Annotated in this window: 20 protein-coding genes; 16 read left to right on the top strand and 4 right to left on the bottom strand. The window is 38.2% G+C overall.

Going from position 1 to position 20,930, the window contains the following annotated elements; all coding sequences use genetic code 11:
* Window positions 1–47: 47 nt before the first annotated feature.
* Both RWP19_RS03170 and RWP19_RS03165 read left to right on the top strand, forming a co-directional pair.
* Window positions 48–347: an HU family DNA-binding protein gene (locus RWP19_RS03170; RefSeq protein WP_005385694.1), complete on the top strand. Its 300-nt coding sequence runs from the start codon at window positions 48–50 to the stop codon at window positions 345–347.
* Window positions 348–429: 82 nt separating this feature from the next.
* Window positions 430–1,584: an MGDG synthase family glycosyltransferase gene (locus tag RWP19_RS03165; RefSeq protein WP_314356432.1), complete on the top strand. Its 1,155-nt coding sequence runs from the start codon at window positions 430–432 to the stop codon at window positions 1,582–1,584.
* Between the two features lie 180 nt (window positions 1,585–1,764).
* Here the strand turns inward: RWP19_RS03165 and RWP19_RS03160 are convergent, their stop codons facing one another.
* Window positions 1,765–2,085 (bottom strand): hypothetical protein, encoded by a 321-nt coding sequence (locus RWP19_RS03160; protein WP_295208337.1) that lies wholly within the window; start codon window positions 2,083–2,085, stop codon window positions 1,765–1,767.
* A 114-nt stretch (window positions 2,086–2,199) separates the two neighbouring features.
* Here RWP19_RS03160 and RWP19_RS03155 point away from each other — a divergent pair, with 114 nt between their 5' ends.
* The 5 genes from RWP19_RS03155 (at window position 2,200) to RWP19_RS03135 (ending at window position 8,313) form a co-directional block, all read left to right on the top strand.
* A complete protein-coding gene (locus RWP19_RS03155; RefSeq protein WP_314356431.1) occupies window positions 2,200–4,215 on the top strand; it encodes an ABC-F family ATP-binding cassette domain-containing protein in 2,016 nt (671 codons plus the stop codon).
* Between the two features lie 133 nt (window positions 4,216–4,348).
* Window positions 4,349–5,815: a [FeFe] hydrogenase, group A gene (locus RWP19_RS03150; protein ID WP_314356430.1), complete on the top strand. Its 1,467-nt coding sequence runs from the start codon at window positions 4,349–4,351 to the stop codon at window positions 5,813–5,815.
* Between the two features lie 282 nt (window positions 5,816–6,097).
* The gene (locus tag RWP19_RS03145; RefSeq protein WP_105089528.1) at window positions 6,098–6,727 is read left to right on the top strand and encodes a DUF47 domain-containing protein; all 630 of its coding nucleotides are present in this window, start codon (window positions 6,098–6,100) and stop codon (window positions 6,725–6,727) included.
* Window positions 6,720–7,718, top strand: coding sequence for an inorganic phosphate transporter (locus RWP19_RS03140; protein WP_295257386.1), 999 nt, complete (start codon window positions 6,720–6,722; stop codon window positions 7,716–7,718). Before RWP19_RS03145 ends, RWP19_RS03140 begins: the two co-directional genes overlap by 8 nt.
* Window positions 7,719–8,139: 421 nt before the next feature.
* Complete coding sequence (locus RWP19_RS03135; protein ID WP_295208326.1) at window positions 8,140–8,313, top strand: hypothetical protein; 174 nt, start codon at window positions 8,140–8,142, stop codon at window positions 8,311–8,313.
* A 238-nt stretch (window positions 8,314–8,551) separates the two neighbouring features.
* Here RWP19_RS03135 and RWP19_RS03130 read toward each other — a convergent pair whose 3' ends face one another.
* The 3 genes from RWP19_RS03130 to RWP19_RS03120 are packed head-to-tail and all read right to left on the bottom strand — an operon-like array spanning window position 8,552 to window position 11,357.
* Window positions 8,552–9,556: an ABC transporter substrate-binding protein gene (locus RWP19_RS03130; protein ID WP_314356429.1), complete on the bottom strand. Its 1,005-nt coding sequence runs from the start codon at window positions 9,554–9,556 to the stop codon at window positions 8,552–8,554.
* 20 nt (window positions 9,557–9,576) lie between these two features.
* A complete protein-coding gene (locus tag RWP19_RS03125) occupies window positions 9,577–10,323 on the bottom strand; it encodes an ABC transporter ATP-binding protein (RefSeq protein ID WP_314356428.1) in 747 nt (248 codons plus the stop codon).
* Window positions 10,324–10,349: 26 nt separating this feature from the next.
* Window positions 10,350–11,357 carry an iron ABC transporter permease gene (locus tag RWP19_RS03120; protein WP_314356427.1) on the bottom strand — a complete coding sequence of 336 codons (1,008 nt, stop codon included), beginning with the start codon at window positions 11,355–11,357 and terminating at the stop codon, window positions 10,350–10,352.
* 358 nt (window positions 11,358–11,715) lie between these two features.
* Between RWP19_RS03120 and RWP19_RS03115 the strand changes: the two genes are divergently transcribed.
* The 9 genes from RWP19_RS03115 (at window position 11,716) to RWP19_RS03075 (ending at window position 20,904) form a co-directional block, all read left to right on the top strand.
* Window positions 11,716–12,180, top strand: coding sequence for a PTS sugar transporter subunit IIA (locus RWP19_RS03115; RefSeq protein WP_314356426.1), 465 nt, complete (start codon window positions 11,716–11,718; stop codon window positions 12,178–12,180).
* A 12-nt stretch (window positions 12,181–12,192) separates the two neighbouring features.
* Entirely contained in the window at window positions 12,193–12,468 is a 276-nt protein-coding gene (locus RWP19_RS03110; protein WP_295208311.1) for a PTS sugar transporter subunit IIB, read from the top strand.
* Window positions 12,469–12,499: 31 nt separating this feature from the next.
* Window positions 12,500–13,867 (top strand): PTS ascorbate transporter subunit IIC, encoded by a 1,368-nt coding sequence (locus RWP19_RS03105; protein ID WP_314356425.1) that lies wholly within the window; start codon window positions 12,500–12,502, stop codon window positions 13,865–13,867.
* Window positions 13,868–14,082: 215 nt separating this feature from the next.
* Window positions 14,083–15,081, top strand: a complete 999-nt coding sequence (locus RWP19_RS03100) for a carbohydrate kinase family protein (RefSeq protein WP_314356424.1) — start codon at window positions 14,083–14,085, stop codon at window positions 15,079–15,081.
* A gap of 4 nt (window positions 15,082–15,085) precedes the next feature.
* The gene (locus RWP19_RS03095) at window positions 15,086–16,447 is read left to right on the top strand and encodes a potassium transporter TrkG (protein ID WP_314356423.1); all 1,362 of its coding nucleotides are present in this window, start codon (window positions 15,086–15,088) and stop codon (window positions 16,445–16,447) included.
* Window positions 16,448–16,481: 34 nt separating this feature from the next.
* On the top strand, window positions 16,482–17,132 hold the full coding sequence (locus RWP19_RS03090) for a TrkA family potassium uptake protein (protein WP_295208299.1): 651 nt from the start codon (window positions 16,482–16,484) through the stop codon (window positions 17,130–17,132).
* Between the two features lie 113 nt (window positions 17,133–17,245).
* Window positions 17,246–18,052: a hypothetical protein gene (locus tag RWP19_RS03085; RefSeq protein ID WP_314356422.1), complete on the top strand. Its 807-nt coding sequence runs from the start codon at window positions 17,246–17,248 to the stop codon at window positions 18,050–18,052.
* Between the two features lie 13 nt (window positions 18,053–18,065).
* Window positions 18,066–19,166, top strand: a complete 1,101-nt coding sequence (locus RWP19_RS03080) for an AAA family ATPase (protein WP_314356420.1) — start codon at window positions 18,066–18,068, stop codon at window positions 19,164–19,166.
* Between the two features lie 94 nt (window positions 19,167–19,260).
* Window positions 19,261–20,904 carry a VWA-like domain-containing protein gene (locus tag RWP19_RS03075; RefSeq protein ID WP_314356442.1) on the top strand — a complete coding sequence of 548 codons (1,644 nt, stop codon included), beginning with the start codon at window positions 19,261–19,263 and terminating at the stop codon, window positions 20,902–20,904.
* Window positions 20,905–20,930: the final 26 nt, after the last annotated feature.

Raw genomic sequence — 20,930 nt, 5'->3', positions numbered from 1 at the left:
GAGGTTTGCATGCTTCTTAGGTATAGTATTTTTAAGGAGGTTCTGTCATGAACAAAACAGAATTAATCGCAAGTGTTGCACAAAAAACTGAATTAACTAAAAAAGACGCTGAAAAAGCGGTAAAAGCTGTATTTGACACAGTTGCTGAAGAATTAGCTGCTGGGGGTAAAGTACAAGTTATCGGCTTCGGTACTTTCGAAGTTCGTGAACGCGCAGCTCGTGAAGGCCGTAACCCACAAAACGGTAAAACTATCACTATCGCAGCTTCCAAATCCCCTGCATTCAAAGCTGGTAAAGGTTTGAAAGAACAAGTTAACGCTGCAAAAGCTAAAAAACGTAAAAAATAATCCCTAATGGATTGTAAAGAGGCCTTTCGAGGTCTCTTTTTTTCGTCTATTTATGGTATAATGCACAGAGAAAGGGTGTACTATGAATAACGAAAGATCACGGAAGGTTCTCATCGTGTCCGCTTCTATTGGAACGGGACATATGCAGGCCGCCAGAGCCATAGAAGAATATTGGAAAGAGAAAGAACCACAAGCCTCAATTACACATGTGGACTTTCTTGATACAGAAACCATGTCTGTCGAGCATTTGATCAAGGGTACATATATCAAGATGATTGATGTATTTCCTATGTTATATGATATGATTTATCGCGTATCAAAAGGGGAAAAACGAGGTACGATTATGCAAACTGCATTATCATACCTATTGAAAAGCCGTATGCTTAAGTTGGTACAACAAGAAGAGCCAGATGTAATGGTATTTACTCATCCATTTCCTTGCGGTGCAGCATCTATATTAAAACGTCAAGGGCATATCGATGTACCTTTAGTGGCTATCATGACGGACTTTAGTAGTCATCAATTTTGGCTTTATCCACAAATTGATACATACTATGTAGCCACCGAATCGATGGTGGATGAAATGGTGGCGTCTGGTATCGATGCATCTCGTATTCATGTATCTGGTATTCCTGTGCGTCGTGCTTTCTTCCGTGATGCTATTGAAGACTATAGCTTAGAGGAACCTGTAAAAGTACTTGTTATGGGCGGTGGTCTTGGTTTAGGTTCTCTTGAAACTGCATTAAAACATTTAGATGAAGTAAATGGTATTGATGAAATTACAGTTGTAGCTGGTCAAAATACGTCTCTATATGAATCTTTAGTTACTCTTAGTGAATCTATGCGAACTAAGACAATTGTGTACGGATATACTACGAATATTTCAGAGCTTATGAAATCGTCTTCTTTGCTTGTGACGAAGCCTGGTGCATTAACATGTATGGAGGCGGTTACAATTGGTTTGCCTATGGTATTCTTTAATGCTATACCAGGGCAAGAAGAGGCTAATGCGGAGCTATTAGAACAACGTGGCTGTGCTCGTTGGGCCCGTGATATTCATAACTTGGAGGACGTTGTGACGGCGCTTCTAATTAATTCTCCACGACTTCAACAGATGTCTGAACGTGCTCGTGAATGGCATGTGGATGGTGCTGCTAATATCGTAAATAGTCTTATAGACATATTAGATGCTGAGACGCCAGTAGAAGTCGTGAAGGTAGAGGAATCCATTAGTTAATAGTCTAATATCTTTTGTTAATATTAATAGGTTAATATTAACTGAATAATGAGATAGTAACATCTATATGTGTATATAGTTAATGTCTATATGCCGTAGCGTTTATATATTTAAAGCATAATATATGTTCTATCGTAAAATTATAAAAGCGATGACCTGTATAAGGTCATCGCTTTTGTGTTACTGGTACTGTTCAATATGTTCTTGTCGAATTTTTTGAAGTGTTTCTAAGAATGTATTTGTACTTTCGGCACTGTCTAACAAGTCTTTTAATTGGTAAGAATCATCTAGGGTTACACTCCATTGGAAGGAGTCGTTATCGTCGTATACATTGAATACAATTGGTGTTTCTAAATCTTCCGGCAGATGACCATCGTCATCGGACACAGTTGCATAGGTGCCATCTTCCAAGAGCTCAGTAAATAATGTGTCATACCCATCGATATCGATAAGTTCAAAGTTGATAGTTTCATAAAAGTCTAAAACGATATCTGCTGCCATGTGAACCTCCTCATGAATATATAATGTTACGTTTATTCTACTGAGGAGGACCTGTTACTGTCAATGGTAATGTGTAGTATAATAAATAACAGAATGACATAATAGGAGCATACGATGAACGTTATTAGTTTACAAAATATAGAAAAATCATATGGCACACGACTGCTTTTTAAGGATGTAAATATTACTTTTACTACCGAAAAACGGCTAGGTCTTGTGGGAATCAATGGGACAGGTAAGTCTACTTTTTTAAAAATCTTAGCGGGTCAAATGGAAGCCGATAAGGGAACTATAGAGCGCAATGGGAAAGCGAGTATTCATTACTTGGCGCAAACCCCTGATTTTGATGCGGAGTCAACCTTGTTAGAGGCTGTACTCGATGGGGACCATCCACGGTTACAGATGGTTAAGGACTTTGAAAGGATTAGCCGTGAATATCGTCAAATGCAGGAGTCTGGTGGTGATGATGCCAAAATCTCCAAGAACTATATGAATGCTTTGGAGCGAATGGATCAACAAGATGGGTGGCAAGTGGAGCAAGAGGCGCGTATCATTCTATCTAAATTAGGATTTCCTGATGTGGAGCAAAAGGTAGCCTTATTATCAGGTGGTCAAAAGCGCCGTTTAGCACTGGGACAGGCCTTGTTATATCCATGCGATTTATTGTTGTTAGATGAACCGACTAACCATTTAGATGAGGATAGTATCGATTGGCTTGAGTCCTATTTAAGTGCTCGTCAAGGTGGTCTTTTAATCAGTACTCATGATAGATATTTCCTTGATTCTGTATGTAATGGGATTTTAGAATTATCTAATCGACGTATGTATCAATACGATGGTAATTATGAAGAGTTCATCGCATTAAAAGCGGAGCGCGAGGCTCGTGAAGCCGCTACAGAAGAAAAGCGTCGCCAGTTTTTAAAACGAGAAATCGAATGGGTACGCCGTGGTGCATTGGCGAGAACCACCAAACAAAAGGCTCGTCTAGATCGGTATGAAAAACTCAAGAATATGGAGAAAACTCGGCGCCCCGACCAAATGGACCCAATCTCCTTAAAAACACGGTTAGGGAAAACCATCTTTGATATTGAACATTTAGCATTCTACTTTGGCGAGAGACCTATGATTAAGGATTTTACCTATCACGTGGTGCGTCATGATCGTATTGGTATCGTAGGTCCTAATGGAGTTGGTAAGTCTACATTTATGAATATCCTTGATGGCATCTATGAGCCTACTAAGGGTACCATTGGTAAAGGTGAGACGGTTCGCATAGCTCATTTCAAACAAGAGCTACCAGAATTTGATGAAGATATGCGTGTTCTTGATTACATTCGGGAGGACCATTCCTATATGGTTCTTGGCGATGGTTCTACCTTGAGTGCTGGGCAGATTCTTGAGCGGTTCCTCTTTACTCCAGAACTTCATGGTGTACCTATTCGTAAATTGTCCGGTGGTGAGCGTCGTCGTTTGTATCTCTTAAAATTACTCATGAGTGCGCCTAATGTATTGTTGCTAGACGAACCGACAAATGACTTAGATATTCCTACACTAGAGGTCTTGGAGGACTTCCTTGATTCCTTTAGTGGTGTCATAATCACCGTATGTCATGATCGTTATTTTCTAGATCGCGTTGTAGATAAACTATTTGTCTTTAGTGGTGATGGTCAAATTGAAATTGTTCACGGCTCCTATTCGGATTATAAGGATGCTCTTGATGAAAGTTCAATCGGTAAACGACCTTTCTATATAGCAAATACGAATGCTGATTCTAGAGCTAATACTAATGATAACTCTAAAAAGGTCATAGTTGAAGAGGTTGATTCTACACAGCATCAGTCTGATATGAAATCTGTATCAGACGATATTACTAAAGTAGATAATGATGGGATTGATACTTTCAAAGGCATACCAAAAAAAGGTCTCAATAAAGCCGAAGCGGCGGAGTATGCAAAAATCATGGATGAATTGCCTAAGTTAGAGCATTTAGTGAAAGGCCTTGATGTCATGATTAGCCAAGTTGCTACGGATTATGAGAAGATGCAATCTTTGATGTCTGAGCGAGAAGAGACTCAGTCCCAAATAGATGCACTCACAGAGCGGTGGATGGAATTGGAAGAGCGTCTATAAATCCCCTGTATCATACTATTTTTTAATATCTGCTATGTAAACGAATTGCATGTATATTTATTGATAAAAATCACAATGTATAGTATAATTTCTACGATTAACGATAACAACGTTACCTAAGTAGGAGGAACTTATGAGTAAGTACCAATTTTTAGACCGTCGCGTACCAATTGAAGACGGAAATATTGCATTAGTACAAGATTTGTCTAAATGTAAAAACTGCTCCTTATGTCGTAAAGCTTGTGCTGTAGATATGGGTGTATTTGATTATTATGATTTAACAACTAATGGAGATCATCCAATTTGTATTCATTGCGGTCAATGTGCATCTATTTGTCCATTCGATTCCATCAATGAACGTTCTGAAATTGATGAAGTAAAAGCAGCTATTGCTGACCCTAATAAAATCGTCGTTTTCCAAACTGCACCTGCTGTACGTGTTGGCTTAGGTGAAGAGTTTGGACTTGATGCGGGTACATTCGTAGAAGGTAAAATGGTAGCTGCTCTTCGTAAATTGGGTGGCGACTATATTTTAGATACAAACTTTGGTGCTGACATGACTATCATGGAGGAAGCATCTGAATTGTTGGAACGCGTTATCAATAGTGATGCGGTATTGCCTCAATTCACATCTTGCTGTCCTGCTTGGGTTAAGTTTGCTGAAACCTTCTATCCAGAATTCTTGCCAAACTTGTCTACAGCTAAGAGTCCAATTGCAATGCAAGCGCCTACACAAAAAACATATTTTGCTGAAAAAATGGGCCTTGATGCAAAACAAATCGTTGCTGTTGCAGTAACACCTTGTACAGCTAAGAAATTCGAAATCCGTCGTGACGAAATGAATTCCTCTGCTGAATACTGGGATGTACCAGAAATGCGTGATACAGACTACTGTATTACTACACGTGAACTTGCAAAATGGTTACGTGCAGAAGAAATCAACTTTGATGAATTAGAAGATTCTACATTTGATCCATTGATGGGTGAAGCATCTGGTGGTGGTATCATCTTCGGTAATACTGGTGGTGTTATGGAATCTGCTATGCGTGCGGCTTACAAATTAGCAACTGGTGAAGATGCACCTCAAACATTGATCCCATTTGAAGCCATTCGCGGTATGGATGGTGCTCGTGAAGCAGACGTAGTGATTGGTGATAAAATATTACATGTAGCGGCTGTTCATGGTACAGGCAACTTGCGTAAATTTATCGAACACATGCGTGCAGAAAACATCCATTATGATTTCATTGAAGTAATGGCTTGCCGTGGTGGCTGTATCGGTGGTGGTGGTCAACCACGCGTTAAATTACCGATGGCTGATAAAGCTCGTGAAGCTCGTATTGCGTCCTTGTATACTCGCGATGCAGAGGTACAAGTGAAAGCAGCTTGTGATAATCCAGATATCCAAAAATTATATGCTGAGTTCTTCGATGGCAAACCTATGAGCCATAAAGCACATCACATGTTACATACGACATTTGTAAATCGCTCTGAAGACTTGGGTCCTAATGGTGCTTGTACACCTGCTACATGCCCAACATCTGTGCCTAACTTGAAAAAGGCCGCAGAAGCAGCTAAAGCTGCAGAAGCTAATAGCTAAATATAGCTTAAATGATATAGTGTAATACATAATGTAACTATAAAAAGCAGATAGTTGATAATTCATCAGCTATCTGCTTTTTACCTTGTATAGGGAATCTAATCATTTATCATTACCATATAATTTTAGTGTAGACATTTTCATGTTAGTGAATAGTATATATGCCATATACGCATAGGGGTTAGAATATAGAAAATGGTAAATTGTTTAGGAATTATTGTTAGTGTGCTATAATTAAATTATATTTATAGAAGCAATCGATACTGTTTCAGGAGGATCTTCATGGCTTTTAAATTAAAAGGAAAAGAAGAAAAATTTTTCAGTATTTTAGAAAATCATGCTGCTCTTACATATGAAAGCGCAGAGATGATGGAACGTGTGTTTAAAGGCGAAATTTCTAAAGAAGAGGCTTTTCTTGAAATTGATACAAAGGAAAAAGCTGCCGATGAATTAGTAACCGAAACTGTAGAACGTTTGCGTAAAACATTCATTACCCCTATGGATCGTGAAGATATTCAGCTTTTAATCGATCAATTGGATACTACTTTGGATAATATTAAAGAAATCATGGATAAAATGGTTATGTACCACGTTGGTAATCCAAGTGATGGTGCTATTCGTATGAGTGAAATCGTTGTGAAATGCGTTAAGCATATTAACAAATCTATTGGTTATATGGGTAGCCTTAAAAAGGATCATGTAAAGGTAGAAGGCCGTGTGCACCAAGTTTTGAAACTTGAGTCCGAAGCGGATAATATTTACCATGAAGAGATGGCTAAACTCTTCACTGAGTGTACAGATCCTATTGAAATTATCAAATGGAAGGAAATTCTTAGCGCCATGGAAGATGTAATTGATGGTTGTGAAGATTTGGTTGGTACATTCCGCCGGGTAGTATTGAAATATGCTTGATGCTCATTATTTAGTATGGCTAGTTGTATTTTTAGCAATAGCCTTCGACTATATCAATGGATTCCATGATACAGCGAATGCTATTGCCACATCTGTTTCGACACGTGCTATTGCGCCTAAAACAGCAATTTTGATGACTGCGGCGCTTAATTTCTTAGGTGCTATGGTTAGTACAGGTGTTGCTAAAACAATTGGTGGAGACATTGTAATGTCTGCATCTCTTATCAACAGTGCTATCATCTCAGCAGCTCTTATCGGTGCTATAACATGGAACTTACTTACATGGTACTGGGGTATTCCTAGTTCTTCATCTCACGCTCTTATCGGTGGTATCATCGGTGCTGTAGGTTGGTCCGTAGGGTTCGATGCTTTAAATGAGGCAGGGATTATAAAGATTTTCTTATCCCTCATTTTATCTCCCATTGTAGCCATGATTGGTGGCTATATTGTGATGAAAGTATTGTTGCTTATCTTTGGTAGATTTTCTCCAATCGTACTAAATGATAGATTTAGATCCATGCAAATTGTGTCTGCCATCATGATGGCTTTCTCTCATGGTTCTAATGATGCGCAAAAGGCGATGGGGATTATTACATTAACATTACTTAGTGGTGGTTTTATCGATACATTAGATGTACCATTATGGGTTAAACTTTGTTGTGCTACTGCTATGGCTATGGGGACAGCAGTGGGCGGTTGGAAGATTATCTCCACTATGGGGACTAAGATTTTCAAACTAGAAACTATCAATGGTTTTGCGGCTGATTTAAACTCTGCTATCACTATTTTTACAGCAACGTTCTTACATTTACCTGTAAGTACTACACATGTAGTAAGTGGTTCTTTACTAGGTGTAGGTTCTTCTAAACGTCTTAAAGCTGTTAATTGGGGTGTAGCAAGATCTATGGTGTTGGCTTGGTTTGTAACAATTCCACTATCTGGTATTGTAGCAGCTATTGCTTATGAAGTAGGTCACTTACTATTCGGTTAATATAATTTTACTATATATAGATAAAAAAGACTGCGAAAGCAGTCTTTTTTATTTTGTATTGTTCTATATTTTAAGTAGTGAATTATTCAAGTTAGTAAGTAAATTTTAAGGTTTTCATATTAATCAATCATAATTGGATGTACTCGAATGTATAGGAAATACACTAGATCTCTAATTCTATATTCTATAAAAGCGATTTATCTATATTTGGCAACGTTGATGTTGCAATTCAAGTCTAATATAGAAAGATACTTATAAATATGTGGTTTTCTTAATTATGCATTTTATTAATAAATGCGGTTTATTAATCGTTTAAAAGGTATTGCAAGATTATTTATAATGAATAACTATTGCATACTTATGTAGTGGAGGTTATACTATCGATAGAAGGAGTTGTTCTTGTGAAAAGTGAGGTATGTATATGGCATGGGGTGGAACTAGACGCGGTGCCGGGCGCCCACGTAACCCGATTAAACGTATTGGTAGAACTATTCGACTTAGTGATGAAGAGTTTCTTTCACTCAAACCATTAATTATGGCTATTAAGGCAAATAATGATAAACGCTATAGGCAACAATATAATCGAAATGGATAAAAAGGCATTGTCACAGCATATACAACTTAAAATTTATATTTAATTTACAATAACTCATTATTTAAATCTTTCAACTACAACACATCTCTACTCTCTAAAATAATATGCTGTGTGCAATACAAGCAGTACGAAGAAGGTCCCAATTTATAGAATTGGGACCTTTTTCGTATATTATATTACATATGTAGTTTTTGAATTATTACGTTGATTTAGGTGACTTTTAAATAGTTATATTGTCTTAGTCAATCTTTACACCGTGAATTTCTTCAGCCAAACGTTTTAGAGCATCCACTGTACGTACACCTGGTGTAATTTCAGAAAGTTTTACACGGATAAAGTGGTTTTCTTTAACAGCTGTAATGTCTTGAAGTTGAGGGTTAGATTTTATTTTTTCAATTTTTTGTTGGAAATCATCATCGTTGCGAATGGAGTTACCATAGTCAGCGATAATAATATAATCAGGATTTTGAGCAATTACAGTTTCCCAAGATCCTTTAGCCCATGTTTTATCTACACCTAAGCCGCTCATTACATTGTCAGCGCCAATGAGTTTTAAGATGTTAGTTGTGTAACCTTCAAAGGCAGTGAATGGTTGGCCATCTTCAGAGTCATAAATGAAGACCCGTTTATGAGGTAAGTCTTTTAGCTTATCTTGGATAGCAGCTAATGTTTTACGTTGACCTGTAACCCATTCTTCAGCTTTTGCTTTAACACCGAAGATTTCCCCTAACTTAATCATGTCATTAAAGTTAGTCTCCAAGTCAGCCTTTGTAGATAACATAGACTCTGGAAGCCAGATGTTAACTTTTTGTGCAATCATTTTGTCTGCAGGAATGGCGCGTTTGCTGAAGGAGTCAGGCCAGCCTGTTGCAAAGTCAGGTTTTACAGACATGAACACTTCGTAGGAAGGCCATTTATCAGATAATACCTTTACTTTGTTGTATGCATCTTGGAGCGGTGGATAGATTTCTTCTTCTTTGAAAGCTGTACCAACCATCTTATCTTCAAGACCTAGTTGTAGCATCATTTCTGTAGTTGCTTGCGACATAGATACGGCATGCGTCGGAGAGGATTTTACAGCAAAGTCAGTTTTAGTACCGTCAAATGTTTCACTCCACGTTACTGCATTGCCATTGTCAGCGGCGTTCTTAGTCGTATCAGACCCACACCCTGCAATAGCAAAGGTTGCACATGCCATAGCGACTAATAACAATTTTTTTGATTTTCTTAATTTCTGAAACATAGTAAGCCCTTTCTTTTAACTTAATAATATAAATGATAGCGCCCTTCATCCCAAGATGTTTTGAAAGGAACTTCAAATATGGGTTCAAGAATTTTAGGTGTTAATACCTCAGTAGGAGAACCCTCTCTTAGGATTGCTCCCTGGTTCATAACTACGACATGATCACAATATTGAGCAGCTAAATTCAAATCGTGTAGGACTACAATAGTTGTGCCTTTGAAAGCTCGCAATTGTTTCATTAGCGCCACCTTATACTTCATATCTAGATGGTTTGTTGGCTCATCTAAGAGGAGAATCTGAGGCTCTTGTGTTAAAGCTTTAGCAATGAATACACGTTGTTTTTCACCACCGGATAGGTGATGAATTTCTTCTTCCTTTAAATGAGTGATTCCAACTTCCTTCATATAGTGTTCTGCAATTTTTACATCTTCGGAGCTATAGGTACCGAAATGTTGTTTATATGGATAGCGTCCCATAAGGACGATGTCTTTTACGAGGAAGTCATCGATCATAGCATCTCTAGTTTGTGTTAAGACGGCTACTAGTTGGGCAAATTCACGCCCCTTATAAGATTCTAAGGGTTTTTCATTTAATATGATTGTATTATTAGTTGGTTGTAGTCGATATAGATGGCTAAGTAGTGTAGACTTACCACATCCATTTGGACCAATGATGGCTGTAATCTTATTCGTAGGAAAGGTGACAGAAATATTTTTTAATACTTTCTTTGTTCCATATGAAAATGACAGCTGATTAATTTGATACATAGTATCTCCTAAAGATATGATACATACTAACCATTATGTTTATAACGGTTCATAATAATCCAGATGAAGAGTGGTGCACCTAATAAGGATGTAAGGACACCAATAGGAATTTCTTCAGGACTATAGAGGGCTCTTGATAATACGTCGGACCAAATCATGACAATACTACCTATGAGGGCACTAAATAATAATGTATTCTTATGCTTAGGGCCGCCTATAATTCTTGCTAAATGAGGAATAATAAGACCAATAAATCCTACAACGCCTACCTTAGATACTAATATGGCAATCACAATAGAGGATATAACGACGATACTCAACTGCAATTGTTTTACAGATAAGCCCATTTGAGCTGCTTCGTGATTACCTAGTAGTAGCACATCTAAGTCTTGGTTAAATAGGTAGATATACAACATAAATAACGTAATAATTATTACTGTTAGAGGTAGGTCACTCCATTGGATACCTGCAAAGCTACCTAACAGCCAGAACATGGCACTACGAACTTGAGCCTCGTGTTTAGCTCCGTAGATAATCATCATCGTTAATGCTGAGAATATTCCAGTCATGCCCATACCGATGAGTATGAGTTTTACAGGGCTGTTGCTTTTACCAACACATAGTAATACCAAGATAATAGATAGTGCCGCACCTAGGGCCGCAAAGATAGGCGTATTATATGCGCCTAATAGGGGTAGACCTCCCATGATGATGGCAAAGACGGCACCTGTACTAGCACCCGATGAAACGCCTAGTACATAAGGATCTGCTAGAGCGTTCCTAGTTACTGTTTGCATTAATAAACCTACAAGGGATAGGCCTATACCTGTTAGTACTGAATAGATGAGTCTAGGCAAACGAATATCCGTAATAATTGTGTTTGTCATAGTCGTGGTGATATTTGGGTCCATCATAGCCATAAGTGCTGGAATGATTTGATCTAAAGAAATAAATGTAGATCCAAATTGCAAGGCCGTTACCAATGAAATACATAGTATTACACATAGTATTATTGCTTTTATAGAAGTTTGCATAAAATCTCCTTATTCTATTGTATAGGTAATATAACCTTATCTAAGTATAGAGAACTTTCTATATATATACAATATACATACGCGTATAGGTATTGATTATGATAAGTATAACTCTATAGAAAATCATGTTAGTATCGAGTTCGAAGTAAAATTTAAAATATGACTTTGTTACTAATAAAAATCTAGAACTAAGGATAAATATTCGTTCGTTAATTTTGGATAATCTATTAATAAAATGATAGAAAAAAATATTAAATTTATTTGTTTTTATTACGGTATTCCTATTTTGTTGTATGAAAAAACTGTAAGAATGGATATAATACAAGTATATACGTGAGTAAATTCAGGAGGTGTTAGCTTGTTACAAGATTTACTATCTGAGGATAATGTATCCTTTCATTATCCGGCAGAAACGTGGGAAGAGGTAATTCGTCACGGTGGTCAACTTATGGTTGATGCAGGGTTTACTGATCCATCTTATACGGAGGCTATGGTAGAGGTCGTACGTGAAATGGGGCCATATATTGTATTGGCACCAGGTCTCGCTATGCCACATGCTCGCCCAGAAAATGGTGCAAAACATGTAGGTACTGCACTGGTGACTTTGGAAAAACCGTTAAATTTTGGTAGTCCTGATAATGATCCTGTTTCTGTTGCATTGTTTTTGTGTGCACCTAACAAGGATGAACATATTCAGTTATTGACGGATATTGCTACCTTATTTGAAGATGATGAATTTTTAGATGCGGCAGCTGACTTTGAAAGTATCGAAGATGTACAAGAATTCTTGGCAGAGCATTTAGAAGATCAAGAATACGTTTAGTAGGAGGTAAGTATGATTTCTGTATTGACTGTATGCGGTAATGGGATTGGTTCTAGCTTAATGCTAAAAATGAAAATTGAAGAAATTTGTGCTGAAAATGGTATTGATGCACAAGTTGAATCTATTGATTTTAATGCCGCACAAGGTCGTAAAGCAGACCTTATTGTAACTGTAAAAGAATTGGCTGAACAATTTGAAGATAAGAATGTCGCTGTTGTTCGCAGCTATATTAATAAAAAGAAAATTACTGAAGATATTCTTGAAGCTTTAAAACAAGCAGCCCAATAAAATGTAACAACTATATATAGGAGGTAGTGCCATGGAAATGGTATTAGAGTTCTTACGTGATGTGCTGTCTCAACCAGCACTTTTGATTGGTATTATGTCATGCGTAGGTTTAATTGCCTTGAAACGTCCGTTTCATAAAGTAATGACCGGCACATTGAAACCTATTCTTGGATACTTGATGCTCGCGGCTGGTGCAGGAGTTATCGTTAATAATCTTGATCCACTTGGTAAGATGATTGAACATGGTTTCCATATTACTGGTGTAGTACCTAATAACGAAGCTATTGTGGCAGTAGCACAAAAAGTTCTTGGCGTTGAAACGATGTCTATTCTTGTTGTAGGCTTATTGATGAATTTATTAATTGCTCGTTTCACTAAGTTCAAGTATGTATTTCTTACAGGTCACCACAGCTTATTTATGGCTTGTTTAATGTCTGCCGTACTTGGTACCGCAGGCTTATCTGGTATGGAACTTATTCTTGTAGGCGGCTTCTTAATGGGTGCTTGGTCTGCTATTTCTCCAGCCATTGGTCAAAGTTATACTTCTAAAGTTACTGATGGTGATGAAATTGCACTTGGCCACTTTGGTAGTTTAGGGTACTACCTATCGGCATGGGTAGCAAAGTATGTAGGTAAGGCAGAAGACAGCACGGAAGATATTGAAATCCCTGAAAAATGGGGTTTCTTGCGTGACTCTACATTATCTACTGCATTGACTATGATTGTATTCTATTTGATTGCAGCCTTTGCTGCAGGTTCTGAATTTGTAGCTACATTGTCTGGTTCTATGAGTCCATACTTATTCGCCGTTATGAGTGCTATGAACTTTGCCGTAGGTGTAGCTATCGTATATTCTGGCGTTCGGATGATCTTGGGTGACTTGATTCCGGCCTTCCAAGGTATTGCTACAAAAATTATTCCTAATGCAATCCCAGCAGTTGACTGTGCAGTATTCTTTACATACGCGCCAACTGCAGTAGTATTAGGTTTTATTAGTTCCTTTATTGGCGGTATCATCGGCATGCTCATCCTTGGTGCTGTAGGTGGTGTATTGATTATTCCTGGTCTTGTACCTCATTTCTTCTGCGGTGCAACAGCAGGTATTTATGGTAATGCTACAGGCGGCCGTCGAGGTGCGGCAGTAGGTGCATTCCTTAATGGTTTGGCTATTACCTTCTTACCAGCATTGGCATTGCCTGTTCTTGGTCAATTAGGTTTTCAAAATACAACATTTGGTGATGCGGACTTTGCTGTTATTGGTCTCGTATTAGGTCACGCATTTGAATGGATTGGCATGGCTGGTATTTATGGTGTTGTTGCTATTGCTGCGTTAGTATTAATTATTCCAAACTTCATTAAAACAAAAGGCAAAGTTATTAACTATGTAGAAGAGGAATAATTAAAAATAAAAAATGAAAACTCTACATAATAACCCCAGACAATAGTCTGGGGTTTACTTTTTATACAACGAATTGTATTCTGTAATTAAAAGAATTCAAAAGACATATAATATATAAAGGTTAGATTGTATAGAACGAGTCCACTATAATTGGATAAGAGTAACTATAGTTATCGTATTGATTATGATGACAGTTAAAGGGGTAGGAGGTTAGTATGATTACATTTCCTCGAAAGAATATAGATATTGTTGGAATCGGTGCTAGTACACTTGATCGCTTTATCGTCGTGGACCATTATCCAACGGGGCGTGAGGTACAGCAGGTGATTTCCTCTATAGTCGATGGCGGTGGGCCTGTAGCAACCGCTTTGGCGGTTGCCGGTAAGTATGGTGCTCGTACGGTCATGATCGATAGTATAGGCGATGATATGGTGGGGCGTCATATTTTAGATGACTTTGAAAAATATAATGTTAATACAGATGCCATTCAAGTTGAACGTGGTGAAAAAAGTGGTGTCGCTACAATCTTAGTAAAACAGGATACAGGAGAACGTGCAGTATTCTTTGAACGTTCGACGGCAAGAGAACCGGAGTTCTTAGCTGTTCATAAACAATTAATTGAAGATTCCTTAATTTTGCACATAAATGGACGTCATAGAAAACTAATGCGTACAGCTATGGAGGTAGCAAAAGCGAAAGGTACAATTATTTCTCTTGATGGTGGTGCACAGCGCTATGACGAAGAGATGAAACTGATTACAGAGGAAAGTCATATTGTCATTGTAGCCCGTGATTACGCTGAAAAGTATACTGGTACTACCGATTTAGAAGAGGCTTGTCGTATTATTCATGATCGTGGTGCTCTCATTGCAGGGGTTACCGATGGTGCAAATGGTAGTTATTTTGTGTGGCCTGATGGTACACCATATCGTTGTGAACCTTTCATCCAAGAATCTATAATAGATACAACTGGAGCAGGGGATAGTTTTCATGGCGCATTTTTAGCTCGATTGGTTAAGTACATCTATAAAAAAATGGATACAGCACAAATGCATATGAATGGTCAGGAAATATTGATGCATTGTGCTCATACAGATTTAGAGCAAGTAGCTATTTTTGCGTCAGCTGTAGCTGCTTTAAATACACAAGGCATTGGTGGACGTAGCCCTTTACCAAGTTTAGAACAAGTACATCAGTTAATGGGATTGGAGTAGTAGCATGTGGCATGATGTTTCATATTCTCATGTACAACGGTACATGCAACAGAATCCTTATCGTCTATTGGCACTTAGCTTTTTAGTAGTTATGGCTATAGGCACGTTATTGCTCATGTTACCTATATCTAGTGCAGAGGGGCAAACAACATCTCTTGTAGACGCGGCTTTCACTGCAGTATCCTGTGTATCTGTAACAGGTCTAGCAACAGTAGATACCTATTATCACTGGTCCATGTTTGGTAAAATCGTGATGGTTATACTCATTCAATTAGGTGGTCTAGGGATTGTATCGTTTACAACAATCATTGCTTTATTACTAGGAAAACGAGTAGGTCTTAAAAGTCGAGTACTTTTGTCGGAAGACGTAGGACAAGATGGAATGACAGGGCTCTTACATATCACGAAAAAATTAACCATCTATACCTTTGTTGTTGAAATTATTGGAGGCATAATCTATACTATCCAGCTATACCCTTATATTGGTAATGCTGCCTTGTACACGGGGATTATGCAAGCCATTTCAATATTTTGTAATGCAGGCTTCGTATTTTTTGATAATAATTTACCTTATGAGATGGTAGGCGATATATTATTTAATATCAATACGATGGCCCTTATCATTATAGGTGGCTTTGGTTATTTATCGGCCTTTGATATATGGTCACATCGCAAGGTTTTTCGTTTTGTGGATCTTAAACTGCATACAAAAATTATGCTTGTAGGTACCGCCTTTCTTATTGTTTTAGGAGCGATTATTTTCCTTGGCGTAGAGTGGTCTAATCCACAAACATTTGGACCGTTACCTATTTGGAATAAAATCATGGCTTCTTTGTTTCAGTCTGTAACCCCCCGTACGGCAGGCATTGCGACGGTTGACTATAATGAACTACATCCAATCACCTTATTTGTTACCATTATGCTCATGTTTATAGGTGCTGGTCCAAACTCCACCGGTGGTGGGGTTAAGATTAGTACCGTAATGGTAGCCATACTCGCATCACGCACATTGTTTAATAACCGACCAGATACAGAGGTTTTTGAACGGCGTATATCATTAGTAACTGTGTTGAAAGCGAATGGAATCATCTTTTTATCCATTCTTCTCGTGTTGTTAGCCACATGTTACTTGGCTTGGGATGAGCCCTATGATTTTATTCGTTTACTCTTTGAGGTGACATCGGCTTTTGGTACAGTAGGTCTTTCAACGGGGATTACGCCTGATTTATCTGAAAGTAGTAAATGGGTATTGATGCTCGTTATGTTTACAGGTCGTGTAGGTGTTATGACTGTCATCGGCACATGGGCGCTTAGAACAGCACCAACTAAACCGATTGGTTATGCCGAAGAGAATGTATTAATATAATTGATGAAATGCTTAGCGTATCAGGAGATTTAGTATGAAATATAAAACAATTGCCGTTATTGGTCTTGGTCAATTTGGTACGACCATCGCAAAGATGTTGGCATCTATGAATCATGAAGTATTAGGCGTAGATATTAATCCAGAAATTGTGCAAAAGGTTTCTCCTTATGTGACACATGCAATTGTGGCTGACACAACTGATGAAGAGGCAATTAAAGCATTGGCTTTGAGCCAATTTGATATTGTTATCGTTGCTATCGGTGACAATATTCAGGCCAATCTTATGACATCTATGTTGTTAAAAGAAATGAATATGCCTCATGTGGTTTCCAAAGCTGAAAATGCTCTTCAAGGTAAGATGCTTAAGAGGATGGGCGTAGATATGGTTATCTATCCAGAATATGATGTAGCACAACGATTGGCACAATCATTAACACGAGATCATGTGATGGATTATTTACAGTTATCTAAAAATATAAGCCTCATCGAGGTAGATATGCCAACATTTATGGTTGGTACATGCTTAAAGGATTCTAATTTACGTGAGGCTTATAATCTTAATGCAGTTGGTATAAGACGAGGAGATGAATTAGAGGTACCACCAAATCCATCTACTGTACTTTCAGCAGCAGATAAATTATTAGTAATTGGGAATAATTCTGATTTAGATGCATTAACGGTGTAGTAAGTATACGAAAGAGATATAATTATATCGAAAAAATATGATACAATAAAAATAGAATTCAGTATAGGCCATACGTATTCGTATGGCCTTTTTAGATAGAAATGAAGGTTAGTATGACAGAAGAACAATACATAACGGCGCTGACCAATAACCCCCATGGAATTCGGAATATTCCAAACCCTACAGAAGCAATGCAACTTACCTGCGTAGCTCAAAATGGCATGTTGTTGCAATACATTAAAGAACCTACCGAAAAGGTTATTGAAACAGCGCTTTCACAATCACCACGAGCCATACAATTCGTGGAACATCCTACAGAAGAACTATTACAGGCCTTGGTGGAAAAAGATTGGGCTGTTTTAGAATATATCGATACCCCATCTGATGCAGTTGTTCAATGTGCACTCGATCAATCTGGGTGGGCTATTCGCTATATTGCAAATCCATCTGAAACACTGCAGTTAGAAGCTGTAAAGTCCAACTACGATGCGTTGCAATATATTAAGGAGCCTAGTGAAGCCGTACAATTGCAAGCGGTTAAAGAGAATTATTTGGCATTACGTTATATTGATGAGCCTAGCGTAGCCGTATTAGAAGCAGCAGTTAAACAAGATTCTCAAGCGATGCGACAAATTACAAAGCTTACAAAGGACTTGGCATTGCACCTATTTGGTGTAAGTGCTGCCACACTAGGGTATATACCAAATAATTTAGGTGTCACTGTGGACGAAATTAAATCGATCATTATTAGTGCCATCTCTAGTGATACAGCTGATGAAGACTATATTCGTGAATTGATTAACAACCAAGCTATCGGTGGTCGCCAATCTAAATGGCCTATAGACTTATTGTCACTTATAGACGCTTATGGAACTAGGGCTGTTAAGAAAATTGCAGTCAGTGAATATTTGAAGTATTAGAAATGGAGACACAATGAACTTTATAGATACAATGGCAAGTGTAGAATTAGTGCTTGCTGCTAATCAAGTACCTTTGCTCGTTGGTGAGACGGGCATTGGTAAAACATCTCTTGCGGCACGCGTAGCTACTGTGCATGACTGGGAATTGGTAACCATTGATGGAAATCTTTTAAAAGAAGGTGAAATTGGTGGTTTACCAACTGTAGAATCTGTAACACATACAGATGGTCGTGGTAACACACATTCTGTAAAGACTACAGTATATGCTGTACATCATACGTTGGAACATGTGGCTCAAGCTGTGGATAAAGGTCGTCAAGTATTACTGTTTATCGACGAAATTAACCGTGCTGAACATGCAGTACAACAGGAGTTAATGAATCTTATCTTGAATCGTGAAATCAATGGCTTCTCTTTAAGTGATCAAGTGCGTATCATCGCTGCTATGAACCCTGAGGATTCTTTTGACTACCAAACTATCGACATGGACCCGGCACAACAAAACCGTTTTGTATGGCTTTATATGAATGCTGATTATATGCAATGGATTGACTGGGCGATAGGTGCTGGTATTGAGGAAAAAGTTATCGAATTCATTTCTTCCTATCCAGAGTATTTAAATCAACGACATGAAGATGATATTGATGCTACACCACGCTCCTTTGAACGCGTATCTGGTCTGTATACGATTTATAAAAACCAAGAAGGTTCAGTCTATAGTCGCGATGTATTTATGAATGTTATCCGCGGTAACGTAGGTAAACTCATTGCCGAGGCATTTGTAAACTTTATTGAGTCAGACCAAGAACCACTTATTACCTTTGATGATGTATTGGCGGCGGTTCAAAAGCCAGGTGCTATTATGTCTATGGCTGAACAGGTTAAACGTGAAAGTCCAACACGTTTGTATGTAGCGGCTAAAAATATGTTGCATCGTTTAAACCGCAATAGCAATGCCGAAGAAGTTCATCACTTCATTGAATTCCTTACATTGTATCCAGGTGATCTACGCGTAGCAGTTATGAAAGACTTGCGTAACACATACGAACGTGTTTTCGCTTATGCCATTGAAGACGATCTATTTCTAGATACTTTCTTTGAAGCACAAAAGTAAGTTTATTTTGATACATAACAATAGTTTTACATAATGATGTATCTAGAAAATGAGGTAATTTATATAGTTTCGGAACAAAAAAGGAGGTGGAATGATGCAACGAAATTTAGATAAAGATGATATTCGCGACGCCTCTGATTTACTCACTCATATAGACGGGTGGGAGAAAATAGGTTCCTATGATGAGAAGGCTATCGAGGCTCTCGATCGTTGGCATGCAAAACGGGAGCGTATTCATCGTGAAGCAGAGGCCTTGTACACGCAAATCTATGCTGCCTACGAAGCATATGTAGATAGTTATGAAGCACAACATCATAGCATGGAGCCAGAACGTATAGCAGCGGATATGATGAATCATAATATGTCCGATAGTCATATAGGTACTATAGGACGTGCCTTAGATGAGATGCAAATTGAGGGTACCGATTTTGCGGTGATGCAACAAGCTGTGATGACACTTGCTTATGAGCAACGGCTGTGGAATATTCTACATGATGTAAATAGTTTGTTGCTAGAAGAGGACCAATTTTTTGGTTACTTCTATTTACAAATGGCTCATCGTATTCGTTTTGATATGACTAGTGCCTTTGGTATTAATTTAAAGCAAGGTGGCTATGTATTATATGTAAATCCATTTATCTTATTACGCCAACCACCAGATGTGATGAAGGATGGTATTAAGCGTGAAATTCTTCATATCATTTCTGCCCATTTGATGCGCGTAAAAACATTGAGTCAAAGCTTTAATAGAATAGCGGTCCACATGGCGATGGATATGGTAGTAAATGACTACCTAGAACATGTGGAGCGTGATGCAGTTACGGTAGCCAATGTAAATGAACGTTTTGGATTGATGCTCAAACGATTCCGTACCATTGAGTATTACGCCAAGGCCATTGATAAGGCGATAAAGGAAAAGCCTGAACTCTTTGTACCAGTAGATAATTTCGATACGGTAGTAGCTATGGAGTTTGACCCTCTAACTAGCCATGACATTTGGGATGAGTCGGATTCCATTGATACGGATACGATGGATCAAATTACAGAGCGTTACATCAACGAGGCCTCTAAGGGCGACATGGAAGGGTATGTGAAAAGCCTCATCGATACCTTCCAAAAAACACGTCGTGCATTGCCGTGGTATTTTTACCTTAAAAAATTAATGGGAAAGGTCGCCAGTGGGTACAAAAAAACGACGATGCGTCGTAATCGTCGTCAACCTGAGCGATTGGAGTTGTCTGGTACCTTGCGTCAACATAAGGCAAATGTATGGGTCGCTCTTGATATGAGTGGTAGTATTACCGATGCGGAGTTTACAAACGCATTAGAGCAAGTACTACAAATTGTACATGCCTATAATCATCGTATCACTGTTGTAGAGTGTGATAATGAGGTACGTCGTACCTATATGATGGAATCTGTAAAAGATGTAAAACCTCGCCTTGATGTGAGAGGGGCGACAGCTTTTTCTCCTGTATTCTCCTTAGCAAATCAAAATCGTGTAGATTTGATGGTGTATTTTACAGATGGTAAAGGAGAGGAACGATTACGAGAAGCGCCTAAGGGCTATAAGGTATTATGGGTGCTCACTGGTGAAAATCCTCAGTTATCCTTACATAATTCCTATGGTCTGGTGCGTGAACTCGGTTATGTAGGCGTAGATGAAACACAAGATATCGATGAGTTTGTGCGTATGTCTAGTCGTAGTGGCTTTTCTATGGCTAACCAAGAGGTTTAGGCTGCTTTATAAATGTGAGCACTGAT

Source organism: uncultured Veillonella sp., from assembly GCF_963522475.1.
In the GTDB taxonomy this organism is placed as follows: Bacteria; Bacillota; Negativicutes; order Veillonellales; family Veillonellaceae; genus Veillonella.
Note: the sequence above shows the minus strand (reverse complement) of the source record. Positions and strands in the feature narration are given on the sequence as shown.

Excerpts from the sequence above, each read along its gene's own strand:
- RWP19_RS03110 (WP_295208311.1), top strand. The coding sequence starts at position 12,193 with ATGATTTCTGTATTGACTGTATGCGGTAATGGGATTGGTTCTAGCTTA.
- RWP19_RS03125 (WP_314356428.1), bottom strand. The coding sequence starts at position 10,323 with ATGTATCAAATTAATCAGCTGTCATTTTCATATGGAACAAAGAAAGTA.
- RWP19_RS03100 (WP_314356424.1), top strand. The coding sequence starts at position 14,083 with ATGATTACATTTCCTCGAAAGAATATAGATATTGTTGGAATCGGTGCT.
- RWP19_RS03145 (WP_105089528.1), top strand. The coding sequence starts at position 6,098 with ATGGCTTTTAAATTAAAAGGAAAAGAAGAAAAATTTTTCAGTATTTTA.
- RWP19_RS03130 (WP_314356429.1), bottom strand. The coding sequence starts at position 9,556 with ATGTTTCAGAAATTAAGAAAATCAAAAAAATTGTTATTAGTCGCTATG.
- RWP19_RS03075 (WP_314356442.1), top strand. The coding sequence starts at position 19,261 with ATGCAACGAAATTTAGATAAAGATGATATTCGCGACGCCTCTGATTTA.
- RWP19_RS03080 (WP_314356420.1), top strand. The coding sequence starts at position 18,066 with ATGAACTTTATAGATACAATGGCAAGTGTAGAATTAGTGCTTGCTGCT.
- RWP19_RS03135 (WP_295208326.1), top strand. The coding sequence starts at position 8,140 with ATGGCATGGGGTGGAACTAGACGCGGTGCCGGGCGCCCACGTAACCCG.
- RWP19_RS03085 (WP_314356422.1), top strand. The coding sequence starts at position 17,246 with ATGACAGAAGAACAATACATAACGGCGCTGACCAATAACCCCCATGGA.
- RWP19_RS03105 (WP_314356425.1), top strand. The coding sequence starts at position 12,500 with ATGGAAATGGTATTAGAGTTCTTACGTGATGTGCTGTCTCAACCAGCA.
- RWP19_RS03170 (WP_005385694.1), top strand. The coding sequence starts at position 48 with ATGAACAAAACAGAATTAATCGCAAGTGTTGCACAAAAAACTGAATTA.
- RWP19_RS03160 (WP_295208337.1), bottom strand. The coding sequence starts at position 2,085 with ATGGCAGCAGATATCGTTTTAGACTTTTATGAAACTATCAACTTTGAA.
- RWP19_RS03165 (WP_314356432.1), top strand. The coding sequence starts at position 430 with ATGAATAACGAAAGATCACGGAAGGTTCTCATCGTGTCCGCTTCTATT.
- RWP19_RS03150 (WP_314356430.1), top strand. The coding sequence starts at position 4,349 with ATGAGTAAGTACCAATTTTTAGACCGTCGCGTACCAATTGAAGACGGA.
- RWP19_RS03120 (WP_314356427.1), bottom strand. The coding sequence starts at position 11,357 with ATGCAAACTTCTATAAAAGCAATAATACTATGTGTAATACTATGTATT.
- RWP19_RS03155 (WP_314356431.1), top strand. The coding sequence starts at position 2,200 with ATGAACGTTATTAGTTTACAAAATATAGAAAAATCATATGGCACACGA.
- RWP19_RS03090 (WP_295208299.1), top strand. The coding sequence starts at position 16,482 with ATGAAATATAAAACAATTGCCGTTATTGGTCTTGGTCAATTTGGTACG.
- RWP19_RS03095 (WP_314356423.1), top strand. The coding sequence starts at position 15,086 with ATGTGGCATGATGTTTCATATTCTCATGTACAACGGTACATGCAACAG.
- RWP19_RS03140 (WP_295257386.1), top strand. The coding sequence starts at position 6,720 with ATGCTTGATGCTCATTATTTAGTATGGCTAGTTGTATTTTTAGCAATA.